This window comes from Mycobacterium sp. OAS707, from assembly GCF_014873705.1.
Classification (GTDB): Bacteria; Actinomycetota; Actinomycetes; order Mycobacteriales; family Mycobacteriaceae; genus Mycobacterium.
This window is the reverse complement of sequence record NZ_JADBDS010000002.1, coordinates 1,447,451-1,468,114: the sequence shown is the minus strand read 5'-3', so window position 1 is coordinate 1,468,114 and position 20,664 is coordinate 1,447,451. Positions and strand designations below refer to the sequence as shown.

20 protein-coding genes are annotated in these 20,664 nt (G+C 61.5%); 14 read left to right on the top strand and 6 right to left on the bottom strand.

The genetic code is table 11. The features are described from left to right. The first annotated feature begins 1 nt into the window (after position 1). The 14 genes from GGC64_RS17975 (at position 2) to GGC64_RS17910 (ending at position 14,379) form a co-directional block, all read left to right on the top strand. Positions 2 to 694, top strand: coding sequence for a class II aldolase/adducin family protein (locus GGC64_RS17975; RefSeq protein ID WP_370582161.1), 693 nt, complete (start codon positions 2 to 4; stop codon positions 692 to 694). Continuing rightward, positions 691 to 1,749: a cupin domain-containing protein gene (locus GGC64_RS17970; RefSeq protein WP_192723817.1), complete on the top strand. Its 1,059-nt coding sequence runs from the start codon at positions 691 to 693 to the stop codon at positions 1,747 to 1,749. The genes GGC64_RS17975 and GGC64_RS17970 overlap by 4 nt, the downstream gene beginning before the upstream one ends. Beyond that, complete coding sequence (locus GGC64_RS17965) at positions 1,746 to 2,582, top strand: fumarylacetoacetate hydrolase family protein (protein WP_192723816.1); 837 nt, start codon at positions 1,746 to 1,748, stop codon at positions 2,580 to 2,582. The genes GGC64_RS17970 and GGC64_RS17965 overlap by 4 nt, the downstream gene beginning before the upstream one ends. After that, positions 2,572 to 3,279 (top strand): maleylpyruvate isomerase family mycothiol-dependent enzyme, encoded by a 708-nt coding sequence (locus GGC64_RS17960; protein ID WP_192723815.1) that lies wholly within the window; start codon positions 2,572 to 2,574, stop codon positions 3,277 to 3,279. Before GGC64_RS17965 ends, GGC64_RS17960 begins: the two co-directional genes overlap by 11 nt. 33 nt (positions 3,280 to 3,312) lie before the next feature. Beyond that, positions 3,313 to 3,963, top strand: a complete 651-nt coding sequence (locus GGC64_RS17955; protein WP_192723814.1) for an MBL fold metallo-hydrolase — start codon at positions 3,313 to 3,315, stop codon at positions 3,961 to 3,963. Between the two features lie 67 nt (positions 3,964 to 4,030). Then, positions 4,031 to 4,804 carry an MlaE family ABC transporter permease gene (locus GGC64_RS17950; protein WP_370582159.1) on the top strand — a complete coding sequence of 258 codons (774 nt, stop codon included), beginning with the start codon at positions 4,031 to 4,033 and terminating at the stop codon, positions 4,802 to 4,804. Continuing rightward, on the top strand, positions 4,801 to 5,649 hold the full coding sequence (locus tag GGC64_RS17945) for an ABC transporter permease (RefSeq protein ID WP_192723812.1): 849 nt from the start codon (positions 4,801 to 4,803) through the stop codon (positions 5,647 to 5,649). The genes GGC64_RS17950 and GGC64_RS17945 overlap by 4 nt, the downstream gene beginning before the upstream one ends. A 5-nt stretch (positions 5,650 to 5,654) precedes the next feature. Continuing rightward, complete coding sequence (locus GGC64_RS17940; protein WP_192723811.1) at positions 5,655 to 6,986, top strand: MCE family protein; 1,332 nt, start codon at positions 5,655 to 5,657, stop codon at positions 6,984 to 6,986. 45 nt (positions 6,987 to 7,031) lie between these two features. Further along, positions 7,032 to 8,060 (top strand): virulence factor Mce family protein, encoded by a 1,029-nt coding sequence (locus GGC64_RS17935; protein WP_192723810.1) that lies wholly within the window; start codon positions 7,032 to 7,034, stop codon positions 8,058 to 8,060. Then, positions 8,057 to 9,304 carry an MCE family protein gene (locus GGC64_RS17930; protein ID WP_192723809.1) on the top strand — a complete coding sequence of 416 codons (1,248 nt, stop codon included), beginning with the start codon at positions 8,057 to 8,059 and terminating at the stop codon, positions 9,302 to 9,304. The genes GGC64_RS17935 and GGC64_RS17930 overlap by 4 nt, the downstream gene beginning before the upstream one ends. Then, positions 9,301 to 10,599, top strand: a complete 1,299-nt coding sequence (locus tag GGC64_RS17925; RefSeq protein WP_192723808.1) for a virulence factor Mce family protein — start codon at positions 9,301 to 9,303, stop codon at positions 10,597 to 10,599. Before GGC64_RS17930 ends, GGC64_RS17925 begins: the two co-directional genes overlap by 4 nt. Before the next feature lie 2 nt (positions 10,600 to 10,601). Continuing rightward, entirely contained in the window at positions 10,602 to 11,741 is a 1,140-nt protein-coding gene (locus GGC64_RS17920) for an MCE family protein (RefSeq protein ID WP_370582158.1), read from the top strand. 1 nt (position 11,742) lies between these two features. Next, positions 11,743 to 13,197 carry an MCE family protein gene (locus GGC64_RS17915; protein ID WP_192723807.1) on the top strand — a complete coding sequence of 485 codons (1,455 nt, stop codon included), beginning with the start codon at positions 11,743 to 11,745 and terminating at the stop codon, positions 13,195 to 13,197. A 264-nt stretch (positions 13,198 to 13,461) separates the two neighbouring features. Next, positions 13,462 to 14,379 carry a fumarylacetoacetate hydrolase family protein gene (locus tag GGC64_RS17910; RefSeq protein WP_225951771.1) on the top strand — a complete coding sequence of 306 codons (918 nt, stop codon included), beginning with the start codon at positions 13,462 to 13,464 and terminating at the stop codon, positions 14,377 to 14,379. 239 nt (positions 14,380 to 14,618) lie between these two features. On the opposite strand, the gene GGC64_RS17905 is transcribed toward GGC64_RS17910, so the two are convergent. The 6 genes from GGC64_RS17905 to GGC64_RS17880 form a co-directional block, all read right to left on the bottom strand. Continuing rightward, positions 14,619 to 15,149 (bottom strand): hypothetical protein, encoded by a 531-nt coding sequence (locus tag GGC64_RS17905; protein WP_192723806.1) that lies wholly within the window; start codon positions 15,147 to 15,149, stop codon positions 14,619 to 14,621. A 991-nt stretch (positions 15,150 to 16,140) separates the two neighbouring features. Continuing rightward, a complete protein-coding gene (locus GGC64_RS17900) occupies positions 16,141 to 16,743 on the bottom strand; it encodes a hypothetical protein (protein ID WP_370582157.1) in 603 nt (200 codons plus the stop codon). A 72-nt stretch (positions 16,744 to 16,815) separates the two neighbouring features. Continuing rightward, positions 16,816 to 17,448 (bottom strand): hypothetical protein, encoded by a 633-nt coding sequence (locus tag GGC64_RS17895; RefSeq protein WP_192723805.1) that lies wholly within the window; start codon positions 17,446 to 17,448, stop codon positions 16,816 to 16,818. Positions 17,449 to 17,608: 160 nt separating this feature from the next. Beyond that, positions 17,609 to 18,598, bottom strand: coding sequence for an MlaD family protein (locus GGC64_RS17890; RefSeq protein ID WP_370582156.1), 990 nt, complete (start codon positions 18,596 to 18,598; stop codon positions 17,609 to 17,611). After that, the gene (locus tag GGC64_RS17885; protein ID WP_192723804.1) at positions 18,595 to 19,542 is read right to left on the bottom strand and encodes an MlaD family protein; all 948 of its coding nucleotides are present in this window, start codon (positions 19,540 to 19,542) and stop codon (positions 18,595 to 18,597) included. The genes GGC64_RS17890 and GGC64_RS17885 overlap by 4 nt, the downstream gene beginning before the upstream one ends. Before the next feature lie 41 nt (positions 19,543 to 19,583). After that, the gene (locus GGC64_RS17880; RefSeq protein WP_192723803.1) at positions 19,584 to 20,660 is read right to left on the bottom strand and encodes an MlaD family protein; all 1,077 of its coding nucleotides are present in this window, start codon (positions 20,658 to 20,660) and stop codon (positions 19,584 to 19,586) included. Between the last annotated feature and the right edge of the window lie 4 nt (positions 20,661 to 20,664).

Genomic DNA, 20,664 nt, shown 5'->3' with positions numbered 1-20,664 from the left:
GGTGGACGATCCGATCGCACAGGTTGTTGATGCCAGTGGCGCGCTGGCTGCTGCGGGACTGTCGGACATGGTGTGGGGTCACGCATCGATCCGCGATACCGAAGGGCGGGGCGTATGGATGAAGGCCGCCGGCTGGGGATTCGAGGAGATAACCGCCGAGCGAGTCGCCCTGGTCACCCCCGATGGCGAGGTCGCCGCTGGTGCCGGTCCGCGGCATCTGGAATATCCGATCCACACTGAGATCATGGCGGCCCGCTCGGACGTCAATTCGGTGGTGCATACCCATGCTCCGGCTCTGAGCGCGTTCGCCTCACTAGACGTCGAGCTCCGCCCGATCTCTCATGACGCCGTGGTCTTTGAGGAGGGCCTTCCCCGTTTCGGCGTCACTGGTGCCCTGATAGCCGATCGCGATTTGGGGCGGGTACTGGCAAGCGAATTGGGAGAGGCGCCGGCGATCTTGATGCCGCAACACGGTGCGGTGACGGTGGGGCCGGATCCGGCAACGGCGGTGATGTACGCGGTGTTGTTGGAGCGTGCCTGCCGCACCCAGTTGTTGGCCATGGCCGCCGGAGGGCCTGTGCGGTGGTCGGATCCGGCCGAAGCCGCATTCAAGCGCGAGCAGATCTGGAACCCCGGTCAGCTCAACGCCGGCTGGCAGTACCTCGTACGGATGAGCAGAGGAGAGCAACGATGACAGCGATTGACACAGACGAGGAAGCGCAACTCTATCGCGACTTCGACGCCCTAGGACTGATCCCGTTGTGGACCATCCGGGAAGGGCTGATGCCGGCGTCGCCCACACCCGTTGCGGTGCCGTATGTCTGGCATTGGACCGACCTGTATCCGCTTGCCCAACGCGCGGGCGAACTCATTCCGGTGGGGCGCGGCGGTGAACGACGCGCAATCGCGGTTGCGAATCCGGGCCTGAGCCCGATGCCCTACGCCACTCCGACTTTGTGGACGGCGATTCAGTACCTGGGGCCGGGTGAGGTTGCGCCCCCACACCGGCACAGCCAGAACGCATTTCGCTTCGTCCTGGAGGGTGAAGGGGTCTGGACGGTCGTGGACGGTGACCCTGTGGCGATGCGTCGGGGTGATCTGCTGATCACCGCGGGCTGGCAGTTCCACGGGCACTACAACCCCAACGATGCCCCGATGGCGTGGCTCGACGGTCTCGACGTCCCGTTCTGCGCTCACATCGATGCACAATTCTTCGAGTTCGGCAGTGACGATGTCGGCGAACAGGTGACCCCGCGTTTCTCGCGGTCCGAGCGCCTCTGGGGCCAACCGGGCCTGGTGCCTGTCTCGACGGTTCACGAGCAGCCGCCCTACTCGCCGCTGGCGGCCTACCGGTGGGAAGACACCGACGCGGCGTTGCGCGCTCAACTGGAGCTTGAGGCCGAGGGCCACCCCGGGGTTGTGTCACGCGGCCACGCCGCGATTCGGTTCAGTCACCCCGGCACCGGAAGTGACGCCCTGCCAACGATTCGCACCGAAATGCACCGGATCGCCGCCGGCTCGTCGACGCAGACCGTACGCGAAGCCGGCTCCAGCGTCTGGCAGGTGTTCGACGGCGCCGGCTCGGTGACCCTCAACGGTGAGCAGCGCGAAGTCGTTCTCGGTGACGTCGTTGCGGTGCCGTCGTGGTGTGAGCACACCCTCAGCGCGACCACCGAGTTGACCTTGTTCCGGATGAGCGATCAGCCGATTTTCGAACGTCTCCACCTCAACAAAAGGATTGCCCGTTGAAGCTGGCCACCATCCGCACCGCCGCTGGTACCGCTGCGGTCCGTCTAGACGGCGACGGCGCGATCCAAACCGGGCACCGAGATGTCGGTGTGCTGCTGTCCGACCCGCAGTGGTATTCGATCGCCCGCGAGGCCCGCGGTCTCAGGCATGACGTGCACGACCTGGACTTCGCGCCGTTGATACCCCAGCCCGACAAGATCGTCTGCGTGGGCCTGAACTATCGCTCCCACATCCTGGAGATGGGCCGCGATCTGCCCGAGTACCCGACGCTGTTCGCCAAATTCACTGACACGTTGATCGGCGCCAACGACGACATCGTCATTCCGCGTGCATCGCAGGCACTGGACTGGGAGGCCGAGCTTGCCGTCGTGATCGGTGCCACGACCCGCCATGCTGACCAGGCCACTGCAGAGGCGGCGATCGCTGGATATTGCGTGCTCAACGACATCACCGCTCGCGACTGGCAGTACCGCACCGTGGAGTGGTTGCAGGGCAAGAACTTCGAGTCGACCACTCCGCTGGGGCCCCACCTGCTCACTGCGGACGAATTCGATATCTCCTCGGCGACTATCGAAGGTCGCGTCGGAGAGGAGGTCGTCCAGTCGGCTGCACTCAGCGACCTGGTGTTCACTCCGGTCGACTTGGTGTCGTACCTGTCGACGATCATCACCCTGCGGCCAGGCGATGTCATCGCCACTGGAACGCCAGGGGGAGTGGGTCATGCGCGCGACCCGCGTCGCTACCTCACCTCGGGGGCCATCGTCACCACGACTATCACCGGACTGGGCCAATGCCGCAACGTGTGCCGACCGGAGCACGCCGATGTCGCCTGAACGCGGGGCCGTGGAGCAGTGGCTGCAGACCGAGACCCGACGGCTGCTGGCGAGAGTGGGCACCTTCTCGGACTGCGATCTGACTGCTGACAGCTCGTTGCCGGATTGGTCATTGGCGCATCTGCTGACCCATCTTGCCCGCAACGCAGACGCCTTGGGAAACCTGCTCTACTGGGCGCGCACCGGCATCGAAACGCCGATGTATCAGTCCAAACACCAACGCGCCGACGACATCAACATTGGTGCGCTGCGGCCCGCCGGGGTGATTCTCGCCGACGTGGTCGACAGCGCGGCGCGGCTACAGAATGCGGCCGAACAGCTCACGACAGCGGACTGGGACCAGGAGATCGTCACCGCCCAAGGCCGAAGGATGCCCGCGGCGAACGTGCCGTGGCTTCGGCTGCGTGAGGTCACTATCCATCACGTCGATCTGGGTGGCTCGTTCGACGATCTGCCGCCGGATCTGGCCGTGGCATTGCTCGACGATGTTGTCAACTCGACTCGGACCAAGCCCAATTGGCCATCGCTGCACATCGAAGCAACCGATACCGGCACGGTGGCCGAGATCGGCTCAGGACCCGCCGTCGACGTCAAAGGCACACATGCGCACGTGCTCGGCTGGCTGACGGGACGAACTGCGGGTGGCGAACTGATCAGCTCGTCGGACGCGTTGCCTGCCTTACCTGCCTGGCTCTGACCAGCAGTCACCCAACCCATCGGAGGTCACCACGTGAAGATCACGCACTTCGGACACGCTTGTGTCCTGCTGGAGTTCAATGCTTCGCAGGCAACGACGCGGATCCTGATCGACCCAGGAACGTACTCAACAGGATTCGAGACCCTGCGTGACCTCGATGCGCTGCTCTTCACCCACTCCCATCCCGACCACATCGACATGAACCGAGTGCCGGCACTAGTTGAAGCCAACCCGGGCATCACGGTTGTCGCCGACCACGCGAGCGCGGCAGCATTGGCCGAGCATGCGGTCGACCACCACGTGCGCGGGCAGGGCGATACGGTCGCAGCGGGCGGTGTTGGCATCGACGTGCTTGCCGGGGAGCACGCGGTCATCCACTGCGATCTTCCCAACATCACAAACAACGGGTATCTGATCGACGGGCACACGCTGCACCCCGGTGACGCTTTCCTCGATGCTCCCGACGCGGTCGAGATCCTGCTGCTACCCGTCGGTGGACCCTGGATGAAGATCGGCGATGCTGTCGACTATGTCCGCCGGGTGAAGCCTCGGGTCATAATTCCGATCCACCAGGCTGGGCTAGCGAAGGCTCACCAGGACCTGCATTATGGGCTGCTGCGCAATCTGGGACCGGCGAAGTGCGAGATGGAGGTTCTCGAGCATGGCGTCCCGGTCACCATCTGACCGGTCACCGTCGCGTGTGCTTAGCGCTACGCATTCAGTCCGCGGCGGTCGCAGGCCCGGTGGTGTCGTGTTCGCGAATCAGGACGAGCGCCTGCGGATCGCGATTGCGCTCGGTGGCTTCTTTGCCCTGGCGTGGGACGTTCTGCTGGCGCTTCCTCGGCGCCCCTTTGCGGTGCGCGAGTTCTTCGTTCAGGCCTGGTTCGTCGCCAGAGTCTCGCTATTACCGACTTTGATGCTCGCGATGCCGTACACCGTGCTGGTCGTGTTTACGTTCAACATCCTTCTGTTGGAGTTCGGCGCCGCTGACTTCTGCGGTACCACTGCCGCTTTCGCGACAGTCACCCAGGTCGGTCCCATCGTGACTGTGTTGGTGGTGGCGGGCGCCGGAGCGACCGCCATGTGTGCTGATCTCGGGGCCCGCACCATCCGCGAAGAGCTCGATGCGCTGCGGGTGATGGGTGTGAATCCCACGCAGGCACTGGTGGTCCCGCGCGTGCTCGCGGCAACTCTGGTCGCGGTGCTGCTGTCGTCGTGGGTGATCACCGTCGGACTGGTCGGCGGGTTTTTCTTCTCCGTGTACATCCAACATGTGACCCCGGGCGCCTATGTCGCGGGAATGACTGTGCTCACTGGCGTGCCGGACTTGCTCATCGCCATCGTCAAGGCAGCCTTGTTCGGGCTCGCTGCCGGGTTGATCGCATGCTACAAGGGAGTTTCGGTCAAAGGCGGGCCCGCCGGGGTCGGTGATGCCGTCAACGAGACGGTGGTCTACACCTTCGTCGCACTGTTTGCGATCAACATCATCGCCACAGCTGTCGGTGTGAAGGTGACACTGGGATGACTGTCGCCGCACCGCGCTTGCCGCGGCTGACCAGAAAGGCCGGCGACTGGGTTGCCGGGTGGAATCGGCTAGGCGAGCAAGCGCAGTTCTATGCCAAGACCGTCGTATCAACTCCGGATGCCGTGCTGTACTACCGCACCGAGTTGCTACGCCTCATCGCGCAGATGGGCTTGGGTACCGGCGCACTCGCCGTGGTCGGCGGAACGGTGGTGATCGTCGCATTTCTTACCGTGACGACCGGCGCTCTCGCCGCGGTGATCGGCTACAACCAGTTCGCTGACATCGGCGTCGAAGCGCTCACCGGTTTCGCCTCAGCGTATTTCAACGTCCGCCTGGCCGCCCCCCTCACCTCGGGTATTGCATTGGCGGCCACCATCGGAGCCGGAGCCACCGCGCAGTTGGGTGCGATGCGCATAAACGAAGAGATCGACGCGCTGGAAGTCATGGGGATCCGCGCGATTTCGTACCTCGCGGCAACTCGTCTGGTTGCCGGGGTGGTCGTGGTCCTCCCGCTGTATTGCGTTGCAGTACTTGCTGCCTTCGGCTCCGCCCGACTATGCACCGTCGTGATCTACGGGCAGTCCAGCGGAGTCTACGACCACTACTTCAACACATTCCTGTACCCGGTGAGCCTCATCTGGTCATTCCTGCTAGCGGTATCGATGGCCATCGTGATCATGTTGGTCCATACCTATTACGGGTTCACTGCTACCGGCGGACCGGCCGGCGTCGGCGAAGCTGTGGGCCGCGCCGTCCGCAGTTCTCTGGTGTCGGCGGGCGTCCTCACTGTGTTCGTTTCCCTGGCCGTCTACGGACAGTCGGGCAGCTTCAACCTGTCGGGCTGAGCGCCGTGGCCACCTCGACCGTTCTCTCCCGTATTCATCCGGCGTGGTGGGCCGCCGCGCTCGTCACGGTGATCGCTACCTTCCTTTGGCTGTGTAGCGCGATGTTCGCTGGCGCGCTAACCTCAACGGTCCCAGTCACTCTGGCCGCCGACCGATCAGGTCTGGTCATGGAATCCGGCGCCAAAGTCAAGCTGCGCGGCGTACCGGTTGGTCGCGTCGCCGGCATCGAGCCGGGCACGGACCCGGTGCGATTGAAACTGGACCTCTTCCCGGATGAGGTCAGCCACATTCCGGCGAACGTCGAAGCGCAGATCCGCTCCACCACGATTTTCGGCGCCAAGTACGTCGATCTGGTCTACCCCGATAAGCCCAGCCCGCAACATATCTCGGCCGGAGCAGTCCTTCTGTCGCGCAATGTCAGCACAGAAGTCAATACCGTATTTCAAAACCTCGTCGACGTCCTGGACAAGATCGACGCACCAAAACTTAACGCAATTCTGACCGCGATCTCCGATTCGGTGCGTGGCCGGGGAGAGCAGATTGGTCAAGCGACATCTGCCAGCAACGGTGTCCTCGGTGAGATCAACCCCCGAATGGGCACAGTATTGGAAGATTTGCGCTCGGCCAAAGGGGCCGCCGACGTATACGATTCCGCTGCGACGGACCTGCTGGCTTCCGCTAAGGCGTTCAGTACAACAAGTGCAACCATAACCACCCATGCCAGAGACCTGGATGCGTTACTGCTCAGCACGATTGGTGTCTCAAAGGCCGGCATTGATCTGCTGGCACCCAATGAGTCGAATCTGGTCGGCGCGGTGAATGTGCTTGAACCAACGACCAATCTGCTGCTCAAGTACAGTCCGGAATACGCGTGCACCCTAATGGGTGCCAAGAAGTTTCTCGACGAGGACGGCTATCAGGTCTTCGGCGGCGACGGTCGCTCACTAATTCTCGATGACGCGTTCCTCTTCGGCGATGATCCCTACCGTTACCCGGAGAATTTACCGATCGTTGGGGCGAGGGGCGGGCCCGGTGGAAAGCCGGGCTGTGGATCTCTGCCCGACGCGAGCAAGAACTACCCGGTCCGTCAGCTCGTGACCAACACTGGCTGGGGTACCGGCCTCGACATCCGGCCGAACCCGGGCATCGGTGAACCCTGGTGGCTGGATCTGTTACCGGTGACCCGTGGAATACCGCAACCGCCCAGCATTCGCGGTATCCATGCCCCCGCTATCGGGCCGGTGCCCTATCCGGGTGCGCCACCCTACGGTGCACCTCTGTACGGGCCGGATGGCACTCCGCTATTCCCCTCGCCCCCCGGCCAACCGGCACCGTAGTCCCCGTAACTCATCCGCCATGAGCACCGACAAAGGACCATCACAGTGAAAGACCATCTCGTAGGCGCGATCTGGCGCTTCGCCGTCTTCGCTGCAGTGTGCACATTGGCGACCTACGCCTTGTTCATGGTGTTCGACCGGATCCGCTACGAGCCTCAGAATCGGTACTCAGCGGAATTCACCAACATCAGTGGGTTGAAGGTCGGTGATTTCGTCCGTATCGCCGGCGTCGAAGTCGGCAAGGTCAAACACATCTCGATGCGTCCGAACACGGTAGTCGTGGCAGAGTTCACAGCAGACAAAGATGTGGCGCTCACGCAGGGGACCCGCGCCGCGATCCGTTACGAAGATGTTGTCGGGCATCGCTATCTGGAACTCCAGCAGGGCGCCTCGGGACAGCCCCGGGTCAGCGCCGGAGCGACCATCCCGATTGACCGCACCGAACCGGCACTCGATCTCGACGCACTCATCGGTGGCTTTCGCCCGCTATTCCGCGCCTTGGACCCAGTTCAGGTCAATGCTCTTTCCGTACAATTGATCACCGCGTTCCAGGATCAAGGCCCTGCGATCGGCGCATTCCTGGAGCAGGCAGCCATCGTGACCAACACCCTGGCAGACCGCGATGACCTGATCAAAGCGGTCATCGACAATCTCAACACGGTGCTCGGCTCGCTTGGTGACCAAAGCCAGCAGTTCGACAAGGCGATCACGTCTTTCTCGGCTCTCATGAGTCGGTTCGCCGAGCACAAGGACGACCTCGCTGATTCCCTCGCTTACGGCAACGCCGCGGCGGAGTCGATTGCCGACTTGCTGTCGAAGGCCAGAAAACCGTTCACAGATACTGTGGCGCAGTCGGATCGGGTCAGCAGCATTGTGGTCGCCGATCACGATTATTTTGACGATTTCCTCAACACATTGCCTGAGGCTTATCAGGTGCTCGCCCGACAGGGGATGTACGGCGACTTCTTCACTTTCTACCTGTGTGACGCGGTGCTCAAAGTCAACGGAAAAGGTGGCCAACCGGTGTACGTCAAAGTCGCAGGCCAGAGCACGGGAAGGTGCTCACCACGATGACATCTTATTCTCCGCGCCGATTGGCGATCATCGGCCTGATCGGCGTAATCGTCGTCGCGGCAACAGTAGCCGGATCGCTGGGATATGACAGGCTCCCGTTCTTCACCGCCGCAAAGGCCGTCCACTCGGCGTACTTCGCCGATTCGAATGGTATCGATGCCGGTGCACCAGTGCAGGTTTCGGGATTCCAAGTGGGTGCGGTCACCAGCGTCGAGCTGGATGGCGATCGCGTACGCATCACATTCAATATGGACAAATCGATCCGGCTGGGGGACCGCACTGAAGCCGCCATCAAGGCCAAGAGCCTCTTGGGTGCCAAAATCATTGAGCTCACTCCGCGTGGCAGCGGACAGCTCGATGCGCCGATCCCCCTGGATCGCACGACACCAGCCTACGAATTGCCCGACGCCCTTGGTGATCTCGCTCAGACTGTCGACTCACTGAACACCGACAAGCTCAATGAATCGCTGAGCACTCTGGCGCAGACCTTCAAGGACACCCCATCCCAGTTCAAGGATGCCGTGGCGGGCGTCGCACGGTTCTCTCAGGTGCTCAATGACCGCGATACTCAACTGCGTGACTTGCTCGCCAACGCCAACAAGTCCACTTCGGTACTGGCGCAGCGTAGCGACCAAGTGGTGGCAATGATCGTCAACACCAACGCGCTACTGGCACAGCTGCAGACCCAAAGCAGTGCGCTGGACCAGATTTCGGGCAATATCTCGGCACTATCAAGGCAACTGTCGGGGTTTGTCGCCGACAACCGCACTCAGCTGCGTGGTGCTCTGGACAAGCTCAACGGTGTGTTGGCGATCGTGGACGGGCGCAAGGAGCGCGTCCAGCAGTCGCTCAAGTTGCTCAACGCCTACGCAATGTCATTGGGTGAGTCGGTATCTTCTGGGCCGTTCTTCAAGGCCTACGTTGCGAACCTGTTGCCGGGCCAGTTTGTCCAGCCCTACATCGACGCAGCGTTCTCCGATCTTGGCCTCGACCAAAGTGTCCTGCTGCCATCAGAACGGGTGGATCCGCAGATCGGCCAACCTGGCACGCCGGCGCTGCCGGTGCCGTACCCGCGCACCGGCCAAGGCGGTGACCCGAATCAGACGCTCCCCGACGCGATCACCGGCAATCCCGACGACCCGCGTTATCCCTACCGCCAACCGCTTCCCGCGCCGCCGCCGGGAGGGCCACCGCCTGGGCCGCCCGCGGTCATGCCGCCCAAAGCTGATGGAGCCCAGCAATGAAAGCCCTCAAAACCTGGATTATGACAGCGGTCGTCCTTGGATTGACGGTTCTTGCCGGCGTTGGGGTGATGCAATGGTCTCCGCAACACGCCGGTAGGACCAACATGGTCGCTTACTTCGACAACACCAACGGTCTATTTGTGGGTGACAACGTCATCGTGCTGGGCGTCAAGGTCGGGACGATCGAGAAGATCGAACCGCAGCGGGACGGCGCCAAGGTGAACTTCTGGGTCGACAAGAAGTACAAGGTTCCCGCTGAAGTGCGGGCGGTGATTCTGTCCCCGAAGCTGATCACCTCTCGCGCAATCCAACTCACGCCCGCATACACAGGTGGCGCCGTCCTTACTGACGGCGCGGTGATACCAAGAGATCGGACTGCGGTACCGGTCGAATTCGATGATTTTCGCCGGCAACTGCAGAAGCTGACAGACAGCCTGCAGCCGACGCAGCCCGGTGGGGTCAGCCCGATGGGGCAATTCATCAACACGGCAGCAGACAATCTGCGTGGCCAGGGAGCCCACATCCGGGACACCATCATCAGCCTGTCACAGGCTATCTCGGCGTTGGGAGACCACAGCGCGGACATCTTCGCGACCGTGAAGAACCTCTCGACACTGGTCGCAGCGTTGCATGACAGTGCCGACCTGATGCGCCAACTCAACAACAATTTGGCCTCGGTCACAACGTTGATGACGAACGCCCCCGACGAAATCGCGCACGCCGTTGATGATTTCAACGTAGCGATCAAGGATGTCACGGGGTTCGTGGCTGATAACCGCGAAGCCTTGGGCACCACGACCGACAAGTTGGGATCGATCACCCAGGCGTTGGTACGGAGCTTAGACGACGTTAAGCAGACGCTACATGTGTTGCCTAATGTCGTACAAAACGTCACCAATATCTACGAGCCCGCTCACGGCGCCATCACCGGAATTCTGTCGGTGAACAACTTCGCCAACCCAATCTCGTTCTTGTGTGGCGCAATTCAAGCCGCCTCCCGGCTCAACAACGAGGCCTCGGCCAAGCTGTGCGTCCAGTACCTCGCACCGATCGTCAAGAACCGTCAGTACAACAACTTGCCAATCGGGATGAATCCTCTGGTGAACGCCCAAGCCCGGCCCAACGAGGTCACTTACAGCGAAGATTGGATGCGCCCGGACTATCGTCCGAACCCGCCACCGGAGGCGCCCACTACGCCGCCCAGCCCGGAAAGCACACCAATGGCAGCTGAAGTACCCACCCCAACCGATCCCGCAGCCGGACTTGCCGGCATGATGCTGCCTGGCGGAGGCTGACAGTGACCTCGCTTCGACTTCGATTGCTGCGGCTCCTGTTGGCGGTGACAGTTGTCACCGCAACTGTTGCCGGTTGCGGATGGCGCGGCCTGAATTCGCTTCCACTTCCGGGTACTCAGGGGCGGGACCCTGGGTCCTACGTCGTGCAGGCCCAACTGCCGAGCGTTGTAAACATCCAGCCCAACTCTCGGGTGAGGGTCAACGATGTCAACGTCGGCACGGTAACGAAGGTCGAACTCCAAGACTGGCATGCCCTCGTCACGATGCGGCTCAACGGTGATATCACTCTGCCCGCAAACGCCACGGCCAAAGTGGGGCAGACGAGTCTGTTGGGCACCATGCATATCGAACTCGCCCCGCCCCTCAACGCGCTCCCCGAAGGGCACCTGCACGAGGGATCGCTGATCCCGTTGAGCCATGCGGGCGCCTACCCCACCACCGAGCAGACACTGTCGGCCGCCGCGGTCTTTCTCAACGGAGGCGGCTTGGCGAAGGCTCAGGACATCACCCAAGCGTTCAACACTGCGTTCGCTGGTCGCGAAGGCGACTTGAGATCGCTCATTCAGCGGATCGACGAATTCAGCGGTCATGTTCAGGAACAGACCGGCGACATCATTGCTGCCAACGAGAGCTTCAACAACGTCGTCGGTCAGTTCGCCCAGCAAAAGCCTGTGGTGGACAACGCCTTACGTACCATCCCTGATGCGTTGGCGGTGCTCAGTGACAACCGAGACAAACTTGTCGAGACGTTCGATCAGGTGGGGAAGTTCAGCGCCTTGGCGGCGGACTCCGCGGACAAGACGAAAGCCGCGCTGGTGAAGGAATTCCAAGAGTTCGGCCCGACATTGGGCGCGCTGGCGGATGCGGGTCCGGCCTTGACTCGCTCGCTGAGTCTGTTGGCGACGTACCCATGGCCGAAAGAGACCATGACAAAGTACTTCCGGGGTGATGCAACCAATATCACGATGGTCGTCGACCTGACGTTGAGCCGACTCGACTCGTCCTTCTTTACCGGCACCCGGTGGGAAGGGAATCTCACCGAGTTGGAAATGCAGTGGGGGCGAACCATCGGGCAGCTTCCGAGCCCCGTGACCGCGGGCAACCCGTTGGTCGCGCCCTACCATGCCGACCAGGGACCGTGAAATGAACCTTCCCAGGAGCATGAAGATCCGGCTCACAGTGTTCGCCGCCATCGCTCTGACTGCGGCGGGGATCATAGCGTTCCGCTACATCGATTTGCCGGCAATGCTTTTCGGTGTCGGTCGCTATGAGGTCACAGTCGATTTAGACCGCGCCGCCGGGTTGTACCCGCAGGCGAATGTCTCCTACCGCGGCACCGTCGTCGGTCATGTCAAGGATGTCGCCTTGACCGACAACGGTGTTCAGGCGGTCCTGACGCTGGACTCGAAATACCGGATACCGTCGCAGTTGCAAGCCCAGGTGCACAGTCAGTCCGCCATCGGGGAGCAGTATGTCGACCTGGTGCCCGACGTTGGAAGCCTCGCCCCGCCCCTGAGAAACGGTGATGTGATCGCAGCGCGCGACACCACGGTCCCGCCTGATATTGACGCACTACTCGACGCAGCCAGCCGTGGCTTATCGGCGATCCCTCAAGACAACCTCAAGACCGTGATCGATGAGAGTCATACCGCGGTGAGTGGCTTAGGGCCTGAGATGACTCGCCTGGTGAAGGGTGGCTCTGAGCTCGCAATTGATTCAGACAAGAACCTGGATTCGCTGCTCACTCTCATCGACGAGTCAAAGCCCGTATTGGATGCGCAGGTTGACAGCGCGCAGGCGATAAATGCGTGGGCTGGGCACGTGGCTTCAATATCGAATCAGCTGGCAGTTCACGACAGCGCGGTTACCGGCATTCTGCAAAACGGCGGTGCTGCTGCCGACCAGGGCCGGCAGCTGTTCGAGCGGCTTCAACCCACGCTGCCGCTGTTGCTCGCCAACCTCGTCAGCCTCGGCCAGGTAGCGGTGACCTACCAGCCTGCCATCGAACAGCTCTTGGTCCTGGCTCCGCAAGCGGTTGCCGCGGAGCAGGGCTCGATGGTTGCCAACCACAACATCAAATCGCCTTATAAGGGCCTGTACTTGGACTTCAACCTCAACTTTGGTCTGCCGCCAGCATGCAACACCGGATTTCTGCCGCCACAGCAGCAACGGACGCCTAGCGATGTGGATTACCCGGCACGCCCAGACGGTGATCTCTATTGCCGTGTGCCGCAAGCCTCTCCATTCAACGTGCGCGGCGCGCGCAACTATCCCTGTCAGACCGTCACTGGTAAGCGGGCGCCGACGGTAAAAATGTGCGAAAGCGACCAACAATACGTGCCGCTCAACGATGGCTACAACTGGAAGGGCGACCCCAACGCCACCATGTCGGGGCAGGCCGTACCCCAGTTGCCTCCATCATCGCCGCCAGCTGCGCCGGAGGGAACTTCGCCGACGCCGGGACTTGCTGCGGCCGAATACGATCCCGCGACCGGACGCTACATTGGTCCGGACGGCAAGCTCTACACCCAGTCGGACCTTTCGGACGACGCTTCGGAAGGCAAGACATGGCAGTCGTTGCTTCTACCTCCGGCCTAGCCGATTTCCGCCGACGCCCACGCCGGTCTCAACCGCGCTTGAGCCGTCGCCGTTCGATTGGAATGAGTTGAAATATGTTGTGGTGCAACGTCGTTGATGACCTAGTCAGAGAGTCCCCCAATGTATTCGTTCGTATGCGTACTAACATCAAACGACACGGCAACCGGCCGGACAGTACGGGCGGCGAATTCTTGGGAATGAATCCCATCGCCGACCACAACGGGCTCGCCGGATTCGGCGCAACTTTCACTCAGGAGTCATGACATGATTTTGGCCAGTTTTCGCCAACTCGGTATGGGTTCCTTTGTCGGCGCGCGAATCTCAGAGACCGAACTCGTCGATCTGAGTCCTCTGATCCCCGGCCTCAACTCGAGCGTCAGCGCGATGCGCCAACTACTGAAGGTGACCGCAGGCCGGCCGGATTTCAGTGCGGCCGAGCTTGACCGCCTTCGCCGCGTCCGTATCGATGATGCCGTACTCGAGCCAGTTGTCCCTGACCCGACGAAGATTGTCGCGGCCCCGGTCAATTACCGCGATCACCAAGAGGAGATGGCGGAAGACTATGGAATCGAGGCCCTCGGTGTATTTCTGAAGGCACCGTCATCGGTGCTAGGCCACGGCGGGGTGGTTCAATTGCCCTATACAGATCGGCGTTTCGATCAAGAAGGCGAACTCGCGGCTGTGATTGGCCGCACTGCGCGTTCGGTACCCGTTGCCGACGCGCTCGAGGTTGTGGCGGGCTACACGTGCTGTCTCGACATGACCATGCGGGGCGGTGAAGATCGGTCCACCCGTAAGTCGTTCGACACTTTCACGCCGGTCGGTCCCTACGTCGTTACTCCCGATGAAGTGGGAGATTTGGCCGAGCTGCAGCTTCGGACAACCGTGAACGGAACGCTGCGGCAGGACACCGATATCGCGGACCTCGTCTGGGACGTGCCCCGATTGGTGAGTTACGCCTCTTCGGTGATGACCTTGTACCCGGGTGACATCGTCACCACCGGCACGCCAGCAGGCATTGGTCAGATTGCTGATGGTGATGTGATCAGTGTCGACATCGATCGACTCGGCACGCTGTCGGTGTCGGTCAGTGCTACGGGCGCTGTGGCATGTCCGACTCGCGGTGCGCAACGCGGGCCCAAGCCGCCCAGCGGGGTGACACCGGTACGTCGCCGTGACTGACAGTTCTCCGTCGCCGAAGTTGATGGCGTCCGATGGATTTCCGGTGTTGGACAACAGCCCCGGCTGTGCATCGGAGGGAGTGTCATGACGCGGCGTAGGCTTTGCGACCGTTGCGGGCGTTGGTATACAAAGAAACTCGCTCACGACGGACTTGGCGAAGTGTGCCGATCATGTCGTCCGGCGAGTGGGCCTACCGCGCCGTCGAGCGTTGACGCCGGCAGCGACGCCTCGACCAACCCTTAACCGTTGAGGAATGTGGCGCTCGGGGTGATGAGGAAGCGAAACATTCCGCGGTGGCAGTAGGTGCTGGTGTCTGCCATGGTCACGCAGGTCGTCTCGTTCCAGTTCAGATAGCTCCGGGGAGGAAGGACGCGCTGGGCCTGCGCATCGGGGAATCCGATGGCGATAAAGGGGTCGTAGTGCACCCGGGTGTCGCCGTTGAACCAGCCGATGTGAGCTGCCCCCGATGCGCCGGGAAGTGGTCCGGCGCAGCCGAAGCTTCCCCGCAGCCAGATTCCGCAATTGAGTCCACTCGGCGAGAGGAAGTAGACGCCGTAAAGGCCAGGCAGAAAGTAGTCGGCGGGGTCGAGGCGCGTATAGGTCGTCAGGATGAGACTGTCCTTGGGATACGGGTTGGGCGCTATCGGTGTATCAAGCGGATCTGCTTGTGAGACGGGATCGCAAAGAATTGCCAGCGTCAGCGCAGTCGCCAAAGCGTCCGCGATCCGGCGATATCCACGCCTACTGGATTTCAATCGAATCACGCTCATGCCCCGCCGGTTTGAGGGAAGTTCCGGTGTGGCGTGCTGCCATAGCAGGCAGCATCGCCAACGTCGAGGGTGCTCTCGCACAACAGCTCGCTGCCGCGATATATGCGGACGGTTACGTACTTATACGGCCACCGGAATGGCCGCCAGTCGGCGCGAATCTCGGCACCAGCTCTTGTTGGGCTCACTGCGTCTGGCACCACGACGGTCTTTCGCCAGGGGAGCGGAACCTGTTGTACTGCTTTGCGTTCTGACCTCTCGTTGTATTCCAAGTTTGCGTTCGGCACATTGCCCTGAGTCGAAATGACCTCGTACGTGACGCTGTCCTCAGCTTGCGCCACCGGAGTAGAAACTGCGAGGGCGATACTGACGCACAGCCAGATCACCAGGACGCAGAGTCTGATCATGGTGCGGCCGCACCGACTAGCGGGCGCGGTCACCTAGAGACCCCCCAAGATCGCCACACTCAGAAACCAGTTGCCGGAGTTGTTGTTTGGAAGGGAGCTGATCCCAACAACAGTGTAGGAGCAGTCTGGAAGGTCTCGAAACCCGGTTATCAGTACAACTTTGATGGCGTCGGATTCGGTCTGCCCCGCGCCTTGAAGCAGCTTGGCCCGACCCACATTGAGACCGACATCTTTGAGTACTGGAAGCGGGTCTGCGATCGGCACGGCGCGAGCGTTGTGATCGAGGTAGGAAGCGGTGGAATGCGCGACGACGGCAGCGGCCTGGTCGGCGAGTGGCTCGGGCCGCAGTGGTGCGCACGAGGAACCGCCTCGAGCCTGTGTCACCGCGCTTCTGAGATTGGCGGCGAAATCGGCGGATGCCAGTGGCGCATGCCAGCAGCCGACGAGCAGGGCGGTGGCGACTACCGTTATGAGGGACAGGGCACGGCGCCGTCGGATGCCCGCACGTGTATGGCGCGTCGATCGCGAGATCTCTGATGAAGACCCGAACGCCGGGAACTTATGATTTTGGCGCATGTCAGATCCCCCTAATCGCACACGTGTGAGCGGTTGATTTCACTGGCGAAACGCTTCATACGTAAATAGGAAGGCCCAGTGAACCAGTCAGCCTGGTGAGCCTTGATGCCGTTGTTGACATTCGAAAGCTGTTGCCAGAGGCCGTAGAAAGCTTGGCCTTGATAGAGCGGAAAGTAGTTGTCCCCAGCGAAGTCCTGACGTTGGGTGAGCGCTTGGGCGCGAGGAGCCAGGAAGTCGAGAGCCTGGTCGATATTGGTTGTCACGATATCGACCTGCCTCTGAACGCCGTTCACGCTGTAGTCCCAATCAGGCCCGTTGGGGCTGATCCGGTTGAATTGAAGACGGCCGATCTGGTCGTTGAGGATCTTGTACTGAGCGGTGTACCACTGGCACATCTCGCTCTCGACTCTGATGTCCTCGGTGGTGATCTGATCGCGAGTCTGGTCATAGGGGAATGGGAACTTCGGCACCCAGTTTGTGGGCTGTGGGACTACAACGGGTAGCGGCTGGATCAGCTCGTCATCGGTGGGCGGTAATGAAGGATCGGCGTTGGCCCTAGGTGCCGCCAAGCCGGATGCCCCTAGTAGGCCGATGAGGATGGCAGCGAATGTCACGTCGCGCCAGCGGTTACGGCGGGGCCGCCCGAGACTTTCAGGGCTGCACGATCCGCGGAAGAAGGCGTGCATCTACCGTTGACCGGTCACGGCGCCGATGCCGCCGACGTCGTTGATCTGCCAGTTCTTGGTGCTGTCCAGAGTGAGGCTGTAGGTCGCCGTGGACTGTAGCGGATCTGGAGCCTGGACCGTCTTCGTCTGGACACTCACGAAACAGTCGACGACGTAGATGCCGTCGGTGCTGGACCGTACCTTCGCGACGAGAGGTTTTGCGCTGGAAGTCCATTGCAGCGGGACCAGGATCTGCTGCATGGAATCCGCTGCCTTCGTCAGCTTGTCGGTCAATTCCGGCGTGGTGCCGGCAACGAGCTTCGTCTTCCAGGTAGCGAGATCCTGGTAGTTCATGGCTGCGGCATTGACTGCATAGTCCAGTGCGAGCTTTTCGGCGCGGGCGTTGTTGTCCGCTCTGCGGGCCAAGGCGTCGAGTTGACCACGAGCGTCGAAGAAGAACCACGCGAATACGGATAGCGCCCCGGCAAGAACAACGATCAACAGAGCCAGCGCCATGCCACGTGCGCTTACCGAGAACGACACCCGCCGCTGTGCGCGAGCCGGGCCGGTTGGCTTCTGCTCGGCCGGCTCGGCTTGGTCGTCGTCGGCCGTGGCGTTGTCCTCGGATTCCGCTCGCGCTGCGTCGAGTGCCACGCGCCCTCGGTCATCGAGAGGCGGAGAGTCAGCATGCGACGCATGAGCCGATTCTTCCGGTGAGTCAGCTGATTTCAGTTGAACATCATTGTTCTTATGATTGATCACGCTGTTACCTTCCGTGCTATTCGCGCCGAGCCCGGCGTTGCGTCAGCCGTCATTAGCGTCCCCCAGCTGTCGGTGACGGCCGGGGGGCGGAGCTGTCAGGAATGGTGACGTGGAGGGTCACCGCGCCATCTTCGGGTACCGCAGCCAGCATGTTGCCGAATATCTGTGCGGTATCGAGGTTCATCAGCGCGCCGGAAGTGTCATTGAGATAGGGCAGCATCGATTGCATCAGGACTTTGACATCGCCTCCGGAGTGATCCAGGAAGTGCTCGATTCTTCCCACCAGGTGCGAGAGGTTGTGCAGTGTTTGAGGTGCACCTCGATCGTGCAGAACAACGGAGGCGTCGTTCATCCTCGCGAGGTCGTAGCCCATTTGGACCAGCCACGGTGCGTTGAAAGTGAGCACTGGGCCAACGAATTGTGCGTTCTGCAGCAGCGCCTGGAAGTTGTCAAGCAGATCACGGCCCTTCCCGCGCATGCTCGTTGCGGCGTTTCTCAGTAGGACAGCGGTATTGGCAAGGTTGGGCAGGGTCTCGGCAGGATTCGGCAGGGCAGCATCGAGTTCGTTAACGATGCGTTCCAGTGTGGCCGGATCGAACTGGTTGAGGACCCGTACCACGGTCGTTGCCAGCTCCGAAATGGTCAACGGCTGTGTGATCACCTCGGCTGCCAGCAATTGGCCGTCCTGGAGCACGGGTCCGCCTTCGCTTCGCGGGATCACTTCGACGTAGGCCTCGCCGAGGGCTGACAGCGTCTCCAGGCGGATATCGCTGTCGACGGGAATCTTGTATTGGCTATCGACGGCGAGGTCGACGGTGGCACTCGCGATCGTTGTGGAAATTCTGTTGATTTCGCCGATCGGCACTCCCCGCATTTGCACGCTCGAACCGACGACCAGACCGCTGATGTCCTTCACCTGCATGGACAAGTGGGTGCGATTGGGCGGCGGATTGAGTGTCACGCCCATGGATCGGAAGGAACCGAGTGCGAAAACTATCATGGCGCCGAAAGCGATGAATGATATTGCACCTCTGATGATCACGGCATCGCTCCAAGGATTCTGAGGACGTCTTGGACGTTGCCCGACAGTTCGCGGCCATCGGGCCCCACGATCGAGGTGATGTTGATTGCGGGATATTTATCCTGCGGCAGGTAGTAGTCGGTGAAGAGCTTCCGCCATTGTGGACCCTCGCTTTCGAACGCCCACTTGGATCTCTGCACTGCCCCGGCGGCATTGGCCAGCGAGTTCAGCAGGGGTACCATCCAGAATCCACCTGAGTAGATGGTGCCGACGCTCGGATACGCCGTGCCTGCGTATTGATACAAGCCGTACGCGTTGGCCCAACCCTGTAGGCCTTCGGGCGAGAACCACGTCTCCAACATGGGCCCCCGGTTGTGTAGGACCTGTGCGGTTTCCCCCACTCCGTTCAGCATCAGGTCGACGTTATCGATATTGTTCGACAGATCCGCCATGTCGACGGCGAACTGCGACGACATCCTACGAATATCGTTCTGGGGCGGTGTGATCCGGTTGATGCCGATGATTGTGGACTGGATGCGTTGGATGGAACCGCTTCCGGTGAAATCGGCCAGATGGGCGATCGTGTCTTCGAGTTGCGGTGGAGACGTGGTCTGTGCGAGGGGAATCCGCGCGCCGGACACCAACGCCGGCGCAGCGCCGCCCGCAACAGGTCGATCGAGGGCGACGTAGATGTCGCCCAGTACGGTGGCCTGCTGCAGGCTCGCTTGGATGTTTGCGGGAACGGACACGGCGCGGTCCATCCGCGTGTTGACATCGACGTGGTTACGGGCCACGGCGACGCCAGTGACGATTCCGACAGTAATGCCGTCTAGGGTCACTTTCGCGCGGGCAGGCAGATTGAGCACATTGTCGAACTCCATGACCAGCGGGTAGCCGTTCGAGAATGAATTCCCGGGCGCAGGAAGGGCGTTGACGTCCACGGACGCACACGCGGACAGCGTCATCACTGCTGCGAGTGCAATCGCAGCGAGCCGATTGTGGTGGGTCATCGGCGTGCCGCCAGCGTTAGGACATACTGCAGCAGAGCGACATCCACCGCGTAGGGCTTCCCGCCCACGTCGGTGCAACTGCCTGGACTGGCGGCGTTCATCGCACCGCACGTGATGAGCCCGTCGACGGGCGTACTGATGCGATACAGCGGTGGCCGATACCGGATGTTGAATTGCTTGCGGTTGACCCAGTTCTCCAACTTGTTGATGATGACCGGGAACGGTTTGAGTAGATCGGCGATGATGGTGGAGTGCGCGCTGGCCTTGCGGACCGCATACTCCAGGTCGTTGAGCACTGTTTGGATTTGATCGCCGAGTTCAACCTCCATATCTGAGGCCAGAGTGACCAACGGGATCACCCCCTCGAATACCGGAGTTGCCAGCGCCTTCTCCACGTCCGGCGTGGTCTTCAAAGTTGCGAGCATGGTGGCCTTGAGTGGCCCGCTGATCTCTCGCAGCGTCGAGGTCAGGGTCACGAGATTGGTGATGATGGAGCGCATATCGCTCACCGCTTGGTCGGGGGAGTCCAGCACCGACGACGAGGTGGTCAGTAGTTGATTGATCGCCGGTCCGTTGTTGTGTAGCGCTCGGTCGAGACCGTTGACAACGTCGCCGACATTGGTCGAATCGTTGGGATTGATCTGATTCAGGAAGCTCGTCGCCGAACCGATGATTTCGGACAAGCTTTTCGGAGTCGCCGAGCGCGCCGCGGGTATGCACTCTCCGCTGCGAAGCTGGGGTCCAGAACTGTAGTTCCCGACGAGTTCGAGTGCTCGGTCGGCGAGTATCGAGGGGGACCGGGTGACGGCCCTGACATCGGCGGGTAGCGGGCGATCGCTTACGACTTTGAAGTCGACGCGGACCGCACTCAGCGATGGCGTGATCGCACGTACTTCACCGATCTGATAGCCCATCTGAGTGACCGGGTTGCCGGTGAAGAGCCCAACCGCGTCAGGCATGGTCGCGCAGTAGTCGATGTACTGCTGCTGCCGAAATGGCGTCCACGAACTGACAACCAGGACGACGGCGACCGCGGCGATGAGCAGCGCCGCGCTGCGGCCTACATTGCGCATCCGT